This window comes from Robiginitalea aestuariiviva, from assembly GCF_029537735.1.
Classification (GTDB): domain Bacteria; phylum Bacteroidota; class Bacteroidia; order Flavobacteriales; family Flavobacteriaceae; genus Robiginitalea; species Robiginitalea aestuariiviva.
This window is the reverse complement of sequence record NZ_JARPUQ010000001.1, coordinates 134,461-148,374: the sequence shown is the minus strand read 5'-3', so window position 1 is coordinate 148,374 and position 13,914 is coordinate 134,461. Positions and strand designations below refer to the sequence as shown.

Genomic DNA, 13,914 nt, shown 5'->3' with positions numbered 1-13,914 from the left:
TAATGCTTACGTCAGGGCTTCCTTCATGCGGCGCACGGCCTCGCGGATCTCATCCTCCGAAGCGGCGTAGGAAATGCGGATGCAGTTGGGGTTGCCAAAAGCTTCGCCGGTCACGGTGGCCACATTGGCCTCTTCCAGCAGGAACATAGCCAGGTCCGAAGCGTTACCAATGGTCTTCCCTTTCACGGTTTTTCCAAAATACTCCGAGATATCCGGGAATACGTAGAACGCGCCTTCCGGTACATTGAGGCGGAAGCCGGGGATTTCGCCCAGCAGGTCCAGGATCAGGTCGCGCCGCTCGTGGAATTTATCGATCATAAAGCGGATCTTCTCCAGGGGCGCGTCCAGGGCGGCAATGGTGGCCCGTTGCGCAATGGCGTTGGCCCCGCTGGTGATCTGCCCCTGGAATTTGGTGCAGGCCTTGGCAATCCAGGCCGGGGCGCCGATAAACCCGATCCGCCATCCGGTCATGGCGTAGGCTTTGGAGACTCCGTTTACGGTGATGGTGCGCTCGTACATGCCAGGCTGGGCGGCAATACTCACATGCCCGCCCCGGAAGTTGATGTGCTCGTAAATCTCGTCCGAAACCACAAAGATGCCGGGGTGGTCCTGCAGCACTTCGGCCAGGCCCCGCAGTTCTGCTTCGCTGTAAACGGAACCGCTGGGGTTGCAGGGCGAGCTGAACCAGAGCATCTTCGTTTTGGGGGTAATGGCCGCCCGCAATTGCTCCGGGGTCATCTTAAAGTCCGATTCAATTCCCGTGGGCACCTCTACCGGCACCCCTTCGGCCAGCTTCACAATGTCGCTGTAGCTTACCCAGTAGGGGGCAGGCAGAATCACCTCGTCTCCCTGGTTGAGCATCACCATGGCCACATTGGCCAGGGATTGCTTGGCCCCTGTGGAAACTACAATCTGGTCCAGGCCGTATTCCAGACCGTTGTCCCGCTTGAATTTCCGCGCGATGGCGGCCTTCAGGTCTCCGTACCCGTCCACAGGCGAATAACTGCTATAGTTTTCATCGATGGCCACCTTGGCGGCATCCTTGATGAAATCCGGGATGTTGAAATCCGGTTCACCCAGGCTTAGGCCTATGATGTCACGTCCTTCTTGCCGCAATTCGCGGGCCTTGGCGGCCATAGCGAGGGTGGCCGAAGTGGACATGGCGTTGATCCGGTCGGAGAGGAAGGCATTCATGGTATGGGTCGGCTTTTAGGTGTGCTGGAGCCCGGGTTGCTGCCCCAGGTCCCTTAACTGTTTGAAGTGCGAAAGTATGGCTTTTCGCGTGGTCTTGTATTCGTTATAGGGCAAATTGAATTCCGCCGCCGTCTCTTTCACAATTTTGGCAATTTTTGTGTAGTGGACGTGGCTGATGTTCGGGAAGATATGGTGCTCTACCTGGTGGTTGAGCCCCCCGGTAAACCAGTTCACCAGGCGGTTGCGGGTGCCGAAGTTCACGGTGGTGCGCAACTGGTGGATGGCCCAGCTGTTCTTCATGCTGCCGTCTTCTTCGGGCAGGGGCATGTCCGCGTGGTCTACCACGTGGGCCAGCTGGAAGACGATACTCAAAATAAGCCCGGCAACGTAGTGCATCACAAAGAAACCGATCAGCACCTTCCACCAGGCGATGTGCAGTACCGCCAGCGGAATCACGATCCAGATACCTATATAGATCAGCTTGGTGATTACCAGCACGCTCCAGTTTACGATGGGGTTCGGAAATTTTCCGTAGGCCAGTTTGCGGCGGGTGTACCGCACCATCTGCTTAAAGTCCGAGGTGATGGCCCAGTTCAGGGTCAGCAGCCCGTAAAAGAATACGGAGTACAGGTGCTGGAAGCGGTGGATGCGGCGCCAGCGGGCGTGCTTGGAAAAGCGGAACAGGCCGCGGGCCTCAATGTCCTCGTCGTGCTCGTGGATGTTGGTGTAGGTGTGGTGCAGGACGTTGTGCTGCACCTGCCAGTTATAGACATTCCCGGCCAGGATATAGATACTGCCGCCCATGAGTTTGTTTACCCAGGAACGGGAGGAAAAACTGCCGTGGTTGCCGTCGTGCATCACGTTCATCCCAACCCCGGCCATGCCCACGCCCATCAGGACGGTAAGCAGCAGGTTGGCCCAGTTGGGCCACCCCATGGTGAGGATCAGGAAGTAAGGGGTCAGGAAGATGCCGAACATCACGGCGGATTTCAGGTACAACTTCCAGTTCCCTGTTTTTTTCAGGTTGTTTTCCCGGAAATACGCATTCACCCTCTGGTTGAGGGTCTTAAAGAATTTCGGGCTTTCGGTTCGGGGGAATCTGATGGTAGGTTTCTGCATAACTCGGGGTGCCTGTTTACAGGCGGCATTCTCAATTGGGTGGGCCCCTGGTGGGGGAACCCGGTTAAAGGATTATTTTTGCAATATTTACAAATATACGCATGACGGCGGAAATCGTTTTTAAATACTTCCCGGAATTGTCCGATCTCCAGCGGGAGCAGATCGTGAAGATGGAGGCCCTCTATCAGGATTGGAACCAGAAAATCAACGTGGTATCCCGAAAAGACATCGACGAGTTATACCTCCGCCATGTGCTGCATTCCCTGGCAATTGCCAGGGTCCACAACTTTGAGCCGGGCGCTTCCGTGCTGGACGTGGGCACCGGAGGCGGGTTTCCGGGCATTCCCCTGGCGGTGCTGTTTCCCGATACCCAGTTTACCCTGGTGGATGCCATCGCCAAGAAAATCGGGGTGGTGCAGGAGGTTATTGCCGGCCTGGGGCTACCCAACGCCACCGCCCGGCAGGTACGGGCCGAACAGATGGAGGAGCGCTTCGATTATATCGTGAGCCGGGCGGTGGCGGCCATGCCCACGTTTGTGCGCTGGACCTATGGCCGGTTGCGTACAGATGGTTCCGGTCCGCCCCTGGGCGGCACCTATTACCTGAAGGGCGGGGACCTGTCCGAAGAACTGGCAGCATTTCCACAGGCCCGCATTACCCACCTCTCCGACCTGTTTGAGGAACCTTTTTTCGAAACCAAAAAGGTGGTCTTCCTCCCCGCTGCCGCCCAAAAGAAAAAGCCCCGCTAGGGCAGGGCTTTTTAGTGTGGTAATCCCGGGTTACCCCAGGAAGGGGTAGCGATAGTCTTCCGGGGTCACAAAGGTTTCCTTAATCAAACGCGGGGATACCCAGCGCAGCAGGTTCTGGGCAGACCCGGCCTTGTCGTTGGTTCCGGAGGCCCGGGCCCCGCCAAAAGGCTGTTGCCCCACCACAGCACCCGTGGGTTTGTCGTTGATGTAGAAGTTACCCGCGCAATCCTGCAGGGCTTCCGTAGCCTGGCTGATGGCATAGCGGTCCGTGGAGATCACCGCCCCGGTCAGGGCGTATTCGGAGGTCTGGTCCACCAGTTGCAGGGTGGCTTCCCAATCCGCATCTTCGTACACGTATACGGTAACCACGGGCCCGAAGAGCTCCGTTTCCATGGTTACGTAGTGCGGGTCCGTGGTCAGGATCACGGTGGGCTCAATAAAGTAGCCCACGGATTTATCGTACCCGCTCCCGGCTATGATCTCGGCCTCGGCATCCGCCTTGGCGCGGTCAATGAAGCTGGCCAGTTTGTCGAAGGCCCCTTCGTGGATCACGGCGGTCACAAAGTTGCTCATGTCTTCGGGGGATCCCGGTTTATTGAAGGTGGCCAGGTCTGCCTTTACCCGGTCCAGGATGTCCTGGGCGGTGGATTTGGGCAGGTATACGCGGGAAGCCGCACTGCATTTTTGGCCTTGCAATTCAAAAGCCCCCCGGGTAATGGCGGTGGCTACCTGTGCAGGTTTGGCGCTGGGGTGGGCCAGGATAAAGTCCTTGCCGCCGGTTTCCCCTACAATGCGCGGGTAGGTCTTGTATTTCCCGATATTGGTCCCGATCTGTTTCCACAGGTTGCGGAACACCTCGGTAGAGCCGGTAAAGTGCAGGCCGGAGAAATCCGGGTGCTCCAGCACGGCGTCGGTAATCATGGCAGGGTCGCCAAATACGGTGTTGATCACCCCGTCCGGCAGGCCGGCTTCGCGGAAAACGTCCACAATCACCTGGGCGGAGAAGATCTGGTGGTCGCTGGGTTTCCAGACCACGGTATTCCCCATCATGGCAGCGCTGGCCGGCAGGTTCCCGGCAATAGCGGTAAAGTTAAAGGGGGTGATGGCATAGATGAAGCCTTCCAGCGGGCGGTATTCCACCCGGTTCCAGATGCCTTCGGAAGACTCGGGCTGGTCCTTGTAAATCCCGGACATGAACTCCACATTAAAGCGCAAAAAGTCGATCAGCTCGCAGGCGGCATCGATCTCGGCCTGGTGGATGGTCTTGGACTGGGCCAGCATGGTGGCCGCGTTAATGCGGTTGCGGTAGGGCCCGGCCAGCAGCTCGGCGGCCTTTAAAAAAACGGCTGCGCGCTGTTCCCAGGGGAGGGCCGCCCAGGCTTTGCGGGCCTCCAGGGCCGAAGCGATGGCCTGGTCCACCTCCTTGCGGGAGGCCAGGTGGTACTGGCCCAGGGCGTGCTGGTGGTCGTGGGGAGGCGCCATAGTCCGGGTCTTCCCGGTACGCACTTCCTTCCCCCCGATGGTCATGGGGATGTCCGCCTTCCCGTTGTAGTATTCGCGGTATTGATTCAATACGGCCTCGCGCTCCGGACTGCCCGGGGCGTAAGACTTGACCGGCTCGTTGTAGGCCGGCGGGACTTGAAAAAAGCCTTTGCCCATAATTCGTGTGTTTCGCGGTTAATAACGTGGCGCAAAGGTACGAAAAGCAGCAGCCTTACGAAAGGGAATTAAAGATCCTGCCCTAGTTCAGGGCGAATGGGGCGCAGAGGCGGAACACCGGGATGTAAACCCGGAATTTTTCCGTGGAGGAGAAGTTCACCATGTTGAAATGGCCGCGCATGGCACCAATGGGGGAAGCCAGCAGGCAGCCGGAGCTGTAGGTGTGGGATTCCCCGGGGCGGATCACGGGTTTCTTGCCGATTACCCCTTCCCCGTCCAGTACCTCCATGTCGTTCAGGGCATCGTAGATGTTCCAGTGCCGGGAGGTGAGCTGCACCGAATCCTTGCTCTGGTTTTCTATGGTGATGGTATAGCCAAAGGCAAAGTGCATCTTGTAGTTCTTGAAGAAGGTGCCTTCAAAACTGGTAGCTACTGAAATCCGGATGCCTTTGGTGACTTGTGTGATCATACTTCAATAGGTGAACGCACTGGAGAACAGTACGAAGATGCCTGCAAAGGTCGCTAAAATTATAAAAATCGTATTGAGGAACACATACTTCAGGAAGGTCTTTATGTGTCCTTGTTTGTAAAACCTGCGCATGGCCGCATAGAGATAAATCCCGAAGGCCAGCAGGCAGAAACCAAGGATGTCCACCCCAAAGAGGCTATCCATCAAATAGCCGATTATCAGCAAGATAAAAAAGAGGGACTGATTGTGGAAGCTAAATACGAGATTATCGGTGTAGGTATAGTTTTTCCTGATGTAGACCGCCCAGACAAAGACCGTAAACACCGGCAGGAAGAAGAAGGTCACAAAGGGCAGGCGGGAGATCAGATCGCTTAAAAAGGTGCCCGGGCGGCTCAGGGCGCGCTTCAGAGACAGGGCCCCATTAAAGCTCATTCGGTTCTCGCGGGTGGCGGGCAGTCCGTACAGGGAGTCGGCATCCGCAAAGGTGTAGAGGGTATCCCTGCGCATCAGGTTGTAAAAGGCATCCGTCTTGCGGAATACCCGGGAGGTAAACCCGCCCGAAGACGCTTCAAAATAGGCTTTGGGGTCGGCCATGAGGGCCGAGTCTTTTTTGCGGCTCTCATCCGAAATCTGCTCCATGATTACCCCGGCATCCGTATGTTGCAGGGAATCGAGTACGGCCTGCGCGGCCTGCTGGGGTTCCCCATCCCCCTGCACTTCGAAGTTCAGGGGAGAGCCCGGCACCCCTTTTACCCGGTCATCCAGATTCCAGCGGTCCAGGGATTGCAGGTCGCCGCCCAGGTTCAGCAGCAGGAAGTAGATCACGGCCAGACTCAGTAAAAACCGGAAGGGGTTGGTATAGGAGACGCGCTTGCCGGCTACATAATCCAGGCTGATCTGCCCGGGGCGCAGTACCAGGGCCGTGATGGTGCGCCACAGGCGGGAATCGTAGTCGATAATGCTGCCGAAGAACTCCTCGGCAAAGTCCCGCATGGTAATTTTTTTGGTGCTGTTCAGCTGGGAACAATTGGGGCAGTACCGGTCGCTGATGTCCAGGGGGTGGCCGCAGTTCTGGCACTGGTTGCTGCGGTACATAAGCTTGTAGCGCGAGGCGCGTCTGGCCGGCTTGGTTTCCATGCGGATAGGGTTGTCTTTAGTTGCTGATGGTGCGGGAATTGGCCGTGCCAATTCCGATCAGGCTGTCGTAAAGGTCCCCAAAATTCCGGTAATATACCAGAATGAGGTACTGGTTTTCCGTAAAGTGGAAATTGCCGCCCACGGCATTCAGTTCTACGGTGCCGTCTTCGCGGCCGATAACGTACTTGTAGTTATAGAACCCCTGCTTCAATAACAGGGCAGCTTCCATATTCCCGGTTTCCTCGTTGTAGGTCATCCGGTTTTCTTCCTCCAGGGCGTAATTGTTGAACTTCCCGTAGATGTAAACCCCGTCCAGCCCGAGCAGCGCCGTATAGGGTAGGGTAAAGTGCACCCAGGTGTATTCTGCCTCCCGGCTGGGGTCCCTGCCCTGCAGGGTGCGGATGCGGAAATCCCCGTCAATATCCGGGAAATAGGTGTAGGCCCGGTCATTGCGGTAGAGGTCCGGGAAGAGGTAGTGGTGGTAGAGGTCTTCTATGGAAATCCGCGAGATGGCGGCCGTGGGTGCCCGCAGGTCGCTGGAGTCGAAGTTCAGGTACTCGTTCCCCCCGAAAAAGGCCGTTTGCGCATCGTATTTGTAGACCAGTTCCTGCCCGATGGTAAACTGGGGCGGCACGTTATAGCGGGCGGTGGGCCAGTGGTAATTCTGCAGGATGGCCACCTTGACTTCTTTCTTGGGGTTGATCAGTTGTATGCCGTTGGGAATAATGCTGAACTGCACGGATTGCTTCTCGGTAAGGTATTCCAGGTCGCGGGAGCGGCGTACCACGGCCGGCACCTGCACCAGGTCCTGGTAGACCACAAAGCGGCGGGAAAACTGGATTTCCCCGTAGGCGTTGTAAACTTCCAGTACATAGTTGCCGCTTACCCGCAGGCCCACCTGGGCGTTGGGGATACTCAGGCGGTAATTGGAGTAGGGCTGCAAGGTGGTGTAACTGTTGCCGTAATCTATAATGCGCTGGTTGTCCATCCCGCTCAGGTACTGTGACTTGAGCAGGGCCGAAGGCTGCCAGTCGTAATCGCAGTGTACAAGTTTATAATAATAGTCCTGTTCGCTGGCCGAAAGGTCGTCGAATTCCAGGGTAACGGGCTCCCCGAGCTGTACAATGGGGAACTGGTCCTCGGTGGGGCCTTTAAAGACCACGGACTTGATATGGGGGGGGTCGGGCACCTCGGTCTGCACCTGGGCCAGGGCCCCCATCACGGCAAAAAAGAAGGGAATTTGTTTAAGCTTCAAACGCATTCAGGCCCCGATTTACGGGCAAAGGTAAACAAAAACCATGCCCTTGAAATTCCGATCGTTATAAAGCCCAAAAAAAGGGTTAATAATTATGATTACTATCTTTTGTTCGTTATTTTTGCGCCGTATTTTTCTAATCTAAGGTCTACGATCCTATGCCTACTGACATCCGAATAAAAAAGGGATTGAACATCAATCTTGTCGGTGCTGCAGAACCTTCCACTTCACAAGCTGTTTCCAGCAATACTTACGCGATCAACCTGAGTGATTTCCACGGAATGACCCCTAAAATGGCCGTCCGCGAGGGCGCCGAGGTCCAGGCTGGGGAACCCCTGTTTTACAACAAGGATTTCCCGGAAATGCAGTTTGTATCGCCTGTTAGCGGGGAGTTGGTGGAGATTGAGCGGGGTGCCCGCCGCCGTATCCTCACCCTGAGGATCCTGGCAGACAAGCAGCAACGCGTTTTGAAACACCAACCCGTAGATGTGGCCAAGGCAGATGCCGACGCCATCCGCGCCTTTCTGCTGCAGTCCGGCTGCTGGCCCTTTATCTGGCAACGCCCCTACGACGTGATCGCGGACCCGCTTTCCGTTCCCAAGGCCATTTTTGTCTCGGCCTACGTGACAGCCCCCCTGGCAGCAGACATCAACTATACCCTGAAGGGGAAAGAAAAAGAATTACAGGCGGCCCTGGACGCCCTGGGGAAACTTACCCCGGGCACCGTGCACGTTAGCGTGGGCAAGGGAGAAGATTCCCCCTTTGCCGGCCTCAAGGGCATTTCCCTCCACACCGTTAGCGGGCCGCACCCGGCCGGTTTGGTGGGGACCCAGATCAACCGCATTGACCCCATCAACAAGGGGGAGCGGGTCTGGACCGTGAGCCCCCAGGACCTGGTGATTATAGGCGAAGCCCTGCTTACCGGCATTTTTAACCCTAAGCGCACCGTGGCCCTGGCCGGGTCCTGCGTAAAGCAACCCAAATACTACACCACCCGCATCGGGGCGGAAATTTCTACCTTCCTCTATGCGAGCGGGGTGAACGAAACCCGTTGCCGGGTGATTAACGGCGATGTGCTTACGGGCAGTAAAACCCGCCCGGAAGGCCACCTGGGCTTCTACAACAACGCTGTGAGCGTGATTCCCGAGGGGGACGACTACGAATTCTTCGGCTGGAACAAGCCGGTTTTCAACAAGATCTCCAATACCCGGGCCCTGACCTTTTCCTGGTTGCGCCCGAAAAAGAAATACGACCTGGACACCAACACCAACGGCGAACACCGCGCCTTTGTGGTAACCGGGCAGTACGAGGAGGTTTTCCCCATGGACATTTACCCCATGCAGCTGCTGAAGGCCTGCATGTACAAGGATATCGACGAGATGGAGCAACTGGGCCTCTATGAGGTGGCGCCGGAGGATTTCGCGCTAACCGAGTTTATCTGCATCTCCAAACAACCGCACCAGCAAATCATCCGCGAAGGATTGGATTTGCTCCAAAAAGAAATCGGATAATCGTATGAGCCACAAAAAACTCACCTTAAAGAAACGCCTGCACATTATCAAGCACAGTCTGCGGGGGAAGAAGATGGCGCCGGCATTCAACGCCTTTCATACCTTTCTCTTCACCCCGGACGAAACCACCCACAGTGGTTCGCATGTACGCGGGGCAGACGACCTGAAACGCACCATGAATACCGTGATCCTGGCCCTGTTGCCGGTGCTGGTATTCTCCTTTTTTAACACGGGTTACCAATTTTATGCGGCCATTGACGCTGCCAACGGTACCCCCCGCACTGTAGACCTCTTCGGGAACTTCCTGACCTGGGAGAACTTCTGGCTGGGCTTTACCCAGGTATTGCCCCTGCTGATTGTATCCTATGGGGTGGGCCTGCTGGTAGAATTCATCTTTGCCGTGATCAAGGGACACGAAGTGGAGGAAGGTTACCTGGTGACCGGGATGCTGGTTCCCCTGATCGTACCGGTAGATACTCCCCTGTGGATGCTGGCCGTGGCCGTGGTCTTCGGGGTAGTGATCGGGAAAGAGGTTTTCGGGGGCACCGGGATGAATATCCTGAACCCGGCCCTGACCATTCGCGCCTTCCTGTTTTTTGCTTATCCCACCTGGATGAGCGGCGACAAGGTATGGGTACACCAGGCGGTGGAACGCACCGGAACGGCAGACGCCATCTCCGGGGAAACCATTCTGGGTTCCCTGGCGCAGAACGCCTCCTACTCCTACAGTACGGCCGATATGTTTTTCGGGTTTATCCCGGGGTCCGTGGGCGAAACTTCCGCCTTCCTGATCCTGTTGGGCGGGCTCTTCCTGGTCTTCAGCAAGATCGCCAGCTGGCGGATCATGCTCAGCGCCGTGATTGGCGCCCTGGTTATGGGGCTGATCTTTAACGGCGTGGCAGACATGGGCTGGGTAGGCGAGAGCAGCCGCTTCTACGGCCTGATGAGCTTTGATTTCTGGAAACACCTGATCGTGGGCGGCCTGGCCTTCGGGATTGTATACATGGCTACCGACCCGGTTACCGGCTCCCAGACCAATCGCGGGAAATGGATATACGGGTTCCTGATCGGTTTTATTTCCGTGATGATCCGCGTCTTTAACCCGGCCTACCCGGAAGGGGTATTTTTGGCCATCCTGCTGATGAACGTTTTTGCGCCCACCATTGACCACTACGTGATCCGGGCCAATGTCCGCAAGCGTCTGAAACGCCTTAAGAATGCCACCATCCTGCCCCAGGCGGATGCCGGTAAAATGGAAGAACTTCAAGCTGAAACTGTCTGATTATGGCACTGAATACGGATAAAAACGTTTATACAGTACTTTTCGCCGCGGTAATGGTAGCCGTGGTCGGGACCATCCTGGCCTTCGCCGCCTCCGGGCTGAAACCCCGCATTAAGGAGAACGAGCGCTTCGAGAAGCAGCAGAACATCCTCTATGCGATGGGCGTTAATGAAAATACGGACGAGGGCGCTGTGAACTTCATCCCCACCGACCGGGTGGAGCAGACCTTTTCCGAATACATCGTAAAGCAAATTGTGATTGAGGGCGGCGATATCTCCGAGAACCCGGAGGCCTACCTGATCGATATGAAGAAGCAGATCAGCCGGGCCAAGGAGGGGGAAACCCCCAGCCTGCCGGTTATGATCGGAGAGAAAGACGGCAAGACCTTCTATGTGATCCCCATGTACGGCAAGGGGCTCTGGGATGCCATCTGGGGCTTTATCGCCCTGGACGAAAACATGGTGGTCCAGGGGGTGTATTTCGACCATAAAGGGGAAACCCCGGGCCTGGGGGCCAACATTAAGGCCCGCTACTTCATGGACGACTTTACCGGGGAATCCATCATGGACAATGGCCGCTATGCGGGTATTGCCGTGGCCAAGGGGAATAACGACCCCCTGAACCAGGACAAAGAGGACAACCAGGTAGATGCCCTGGCAGGAGCCACCATCACCGGAAACGGAATTACCGCTATGATTTCCGAGACCCTGAAGCTCTACAAAGACTATCTCCAAACCATCAGAAAATAAGCATATGGCACTCTTAAGCAAAAAAGATGCAAACCTGATCCTGGACCCGCTGGCGGACAACAACCCCATCACCATCCAGGTACTGGGGATCTGTTCGGCCCTGGCGATTACTGCAGAGCTCAAGGCTTCCGTGGTAATGGCCCTGTCCGTGATCTTCGTGCTGGGGATCGGAAACGTGGTGATCTCCCTCATGCGGAACATCATCCCATCCAAGATCCGCATTATCGTACAGCTGATTGTGATTGCCACCCTGGTAATCATTGTAGACCAGGTACTCAAGGCTTTTGCCTACGAGCTCAGCAAGACCCTGGCGGTCTTTGTGGGGCTGATCATCACCAACTGTATCATTATGGGCCGCTTTGAGGCCTTTGCCCTGGGGAACGGCCCCTGGCGCTCCTTCCTGGACGGGATCGGCAACGCCCTGGGTTACGGGGTGATCCTCATTATTGTAGGTTTCTTCCGGGAATTGCTGGGCTCCGGGACCCTGTTCGGCTTCCCCGTGTTGGGCGACCCCATTGCCAAGACCGGGCTTTACGCTACGGGGTACGAGAATAACGGCTTTATGATTATCCCGCCTGCCGCTCTGATTGTGGTGGGGATCATTATATGGGTTCAACGTTCGCGCAACCGCGCCCTGATCGAAGAAAACTGATAGCAGCGCATTAAAAGCACATTGTTATGTTAGAACATGTAGAACTTTTTTTCAAATCCATCTTCATCGACAATATGGTCTTTGCCGTATTCCTTGGGATGTGTTCCTACCTGGCCGTTTCCAAAAAGGTGGCCACGGCTGTGGGCCTGGGGGCAGCGGTGATCTTCGTACTCGGGGTTACCGTACCGCTCAACTGGCTGCTGGACCAGTACCTGCTGCAGGAAGGCGCCCTTACCTGGCTGGGCCCGGAATATGCAGATTACGACCTGAGTTTCCTTTCTTTTATCCTGTTCATCGCCACCATTGCTACTATGGTACAGCTGGTGGAAATTGTGGTGGAGAAATTCTCCCCGGCCCTGTATAATTCCCTGGGGATTTTCCTCCCCCTGATTGCGGTAAACTGCGCCATCCTGGGGGGCTCCCTCTTTATGCAGGCCCGCGAGATCCCTAGCCTGGGGCTGGCCTTCAACTACGGGATTAGTTCCGGGATTGGATGGTTCCTGGCCATCCTGGCCATTGCCGCCATCCGGGAAAAAATCCGCTACTCCAACGTACCGGCACCCCTGCGCGGCCTGGGCATCACCTTTATCATCACCGGCCTGATGGGCATTGGCTTCCAGAGTTTCGGGGGCATGCTCACCGGCGGCGACAGCGGTTCCGAGGAAACCGAAGAGCAGGCGGTTATCCTGCCCGAGGCGAACAAGGAAACCCAAACCACCGATACCGATACCGAAACCGAGAACGCGGCAGCCAAGGCCGTATCCTATAACGATCTTACAAACCCGAACTAAATGATCTTAGCTGCAAGTACCGTAGGAACCATTGTCATTACCGTAGTTGCCTTTCTGATCCTGGTATTACTGCTGGTGGCTCTCCTGCTGTTTACCAAGGAAAAGTTATCCCCTTCCGGGCCGGTAACGATCACCATTAACGGGGAAAAGGAAATTGAAGTGCCCTCGGGCAGTTCCCTCCTTTCCACGTTGGGGAACGCCAAGATTTTCCTGCCTTCCGCCTGCGGGGGTGGGGGAACCTGCATACAGTGCGAATGCCATGTGCTGGCCGGCGGGGGCGAAGCCCTGCCCACCGAAACCCCGCACTTCTCCAAGCGCGAGCTGAACGAAGGGGCTCGCCTGGCCTGCCAGGTGAAGGTGAAACAAGACATGGAGATCACCATTCCCGAAGAAGTCTTCGGGATTAAGAAATGGGAGGCTACCGTGGTGCGGAACTACAACGTGGCGTCTTTCATCAAGGAATTCGTGGTGGAAATCCCCGAAGACATGAATTACAAGGCCGGGGGCTACATCCAGATCGAGATCCCGCCCTGCGAGGTGCCTTATAAGGATATCGACATTACCGCCCACCCGGAGGAGCACGAAACCCCGGATAAATTCCAGGCGGAATGGGACAAATTTAACCTCTGGCCCCTGGTGATGAAGAACCCGGAAACCGTAGAGCGGGCCTATTCCATGGCTTCCTACCCTGCAGAAGGGCGGGAGATCATGCTGAACGTGCGGATTGCCACCCCGCCCTGGGACCGTTCCAAGAACGGCTGGATGGATGTAAATCCTGGAATTGCTTCCTCCTACATCTTTGCCCGCAAGCCCGGAGACAAGGTGACCATTTCCGGTCCTTACGGGGAATTCTTTATTAACGAATCCGAATCGGAGATGCTGTATGTGGGTGGTGGTGCCGGGATGGCCCCCATGCGTTCCCACCTGTACCACCTCTTCAAAACCCTGAAGACCAACCGCAAGGTGACCTATTGGTACGGCGGCCGCTCCAAGCGCGAGCTCTTCTATATTGACCACTTCAAACAACTCGAAAAGGAGTTCCCGAACTTCAAGTTCTACATGGCCCTTTCCGAACCCCTGGAGGAGGACAACTGGAAAGTGAAGGAGAACATAGACGCCCCGGGCGACGGGTTTGTAGGTTTTATCCACAACTGTGTGATTGAGAACTACCTGAACCACCACGACGCCCCGGAGGACATCGAACTCTATTTCTGTGGCCCGCCCCTGATGAACAAGGCGGTTCAGAAAATGGGCGAGGACTTCGGAATCCCGGACGAACATATCCGCTTCGACGATTTCGGCGGATAGTCCCGAGCCTGAAAAATACCTAAAAACCGATATCTTGTA

At 56.1% G+C, this 13,914-nt stretch carries 13 protein-coding genes; 7 read left to right on the top strand and 6 right to left on the bottom strand.

Features of this window, described 5'->3' with window-relative positions:
- Nucleotides 1-6: 6 nt before the first annotated feature.
- Together OZ410_RS00720 and OZ410_RS00715 are read right to left on the bottom strand one after the other, a co-directional pair.
- A complete protein-coding gene (locus OZ410_RS00720) occupies nucleotides 7-1,194 on the bottom strand; it encodes a pyridoxal phosphate-dependent aminotransferase (protein ID WP_277705992.1) in 1,188 nt (395 codons plus the stop codon).
- 15 nt (nucleotides 1,195-1,209) lie between these two features.
- Nucleotides 1,210-2,313, bottom strand: a complete 1,104-nt coding sequence (locus OZ410_RS00715) for a fatty acid desaturase family protein (RefSeq protein ID WP_277705991.1) — start codon at nucleotides 2,311-2,313, stop codon at nucleotides 1,210-1,212.
- A 101-nt stretch (nucleotides 2,314-2,414) separates the two neighbouring features.
- Here OZ410_RS00715 and rsmG point away from each other — a divergent pair, with 101 nt between their 5' ends.
- A complete protein-coding gene (rsmG, locus tag OZ410_RS00710) occupies nucleotides 2,415-3,062 on the top strand; it encodes a 16S rRNA (guanine(527)-N(7))-methyltransferase RsmG (RefSeq protein WP_277705990.1) in 648 nt (215 codons plus the stop codon).
- Between the two features lie 30 nt (nucleotides 3,063-3,092).
- Here rsmG and pruA read toward each other — a convergent pair whose 3' ends face one another.
- From pruA to OZ410_RS00690, 4 genes are all read right to left on the bottom strand, one after another.
- Nucleotides 3,093-4,721: an L-glutamate gamma-semialdehyde dehydrogenase gene (gene pruA / locus OZ410_RS00705; RefSeq protein WP_277705989.1), complete on the bottom strand. Its 1,629-nt coding sequence runs from the start codon at nucleotides 4,719-4,721 to the stop codon at nucleotides 3,093-3,095.
- 82 nt (nucleotides 4,722-4,803) lie between these two features.
- Nucleotides 4,804-5,190: a Co2+/Mg2+ efflux protein ApaG gene (apaG, locus tag OZ410_RS00700; RefSeq protein WP_277705988.1), complete on the bottom strand. Its 387-nt coding sequence runs from the start codon at nucleotides 5,188-5,190 to the stop codon at nucleotides 4,804-4,806.
- Nucleotides 5,191-5,193: 3 nt separating this feature from the next.
- Nucleotides 5,194-6,327 (bottom strand): DUF3667 domain-containing protein, encoded by a 1,134-nt coding sequence (locus OZ410_RS00695; RefSeq protein ID WP_277705987.1) that lies wholly within the window; start codon nucleotides 6,325-6,327, stop codon nucleotides 5,194-5,196.
- Between the two features lie 16 nt (nucleotides 6,328-6,343).
- Nucleotides 6,344-7,588, bottom strand: a complete 1,245-nt coding sequence (locus OZ410_RS00690) for a type IX secretion system plug protein (RefSeq protein WP_277705986.1) — start codon at nucleotides 7,586-7,588, stop codon at nucleotides 6,344-6,346.
- Between the two features lie 152 nt (nucleotides 7,589-7,740).
- Between OZ410_RS00690 and OZ410_RS00685 the strand changes: the two genes are divergently transcribed.
- The 6 genes from OZ410_RS00685 to nqrF are packed head-to-tail and all read left to right on the top strand — an operon-like array spanning nucleotide 7,741 to nucleotide 13,875.
- Nucleotides 7,741-9,093, top strand: coding sequence for a Na(+)-translocating NADH-quinone reductase subunit A (locus OZ410_RS00685; protein ID WP_277705985.1), 1,353 nt, complete (start codon nucleotides 7,741-7,743; stop codon nucleotides 9,091-9,093).
- 4 nt (nucleotides 9,094-9,097) lie between these two features.
- On the top strand, nucleotides 9,098-10,375 hold the full coding sequence (locus tag OZ410_RS00680; protein WP_277705984.1) for an NADH:ubiquinone reductase (Na(+)-transporting) subunit B: 1,278 nt from the start codon (nucleotides 9,098-9,100) through the stop codon (nucleotides 10,373-10,375).
- Between the two features lie 2 nt (nucleotides 10,376-10,377).
- Entirely contained in the window at nucleotides 10,378-11,124 is a 747-nt protein-coding gene (locus tag OZ410_RS00675) for a Na(+)-translocating NADH-quinone reductase subunit C (protein WP_277705983.1), read from the top strand.
- Between the two features lie 4 nt (nucleotides 11,125-11,128).
- On the top strand, nucleotides 11,129-11,776 hold the full coding sequence (locus tag OZ410_RS00670) for an NADH:ubiquinone reductase (Na(+)-transporting) subunit D (RefSeq protein ID WP_277705982.1): 648 nt from the start codon (nucleotides 11,129-11,131) through the stop codon (nucleotides 11,774-11,776).
- A 26-nt stretch (nucleotides 11,777-11,802) separates the two neighbouring features.
- Nucleotides 11,803-12,567, top strand: a complete 765-nt coding sequence (gene nqrE, locus OZ410_RS00665; RefSeq protein ID WP_277705981.1) for an NADH:ubiquinone reductase (Na(+)-transporting) subunit E — start codon at nucleotides 11,803-11,805, stop codon at nucleotides 12,565-12,567.
- Nucleotides 12,568-13,875: an NADH:ubiquinone reductase (Na(+)-transporting) subunit F gene (nqrF, locus tag OZ410_RS00660; RefSeq protein ID WP_277705980.1), complete on the top strand. Its 1,308-nt coding sequence runs from the start codon at nucleotides 12,568-12,570 to the stop codon at nucleotides 13,873-13,875.
- The last annotated feature ends 39 nt before the right edge of the window (nucleotides 13,876-13,914 follow it).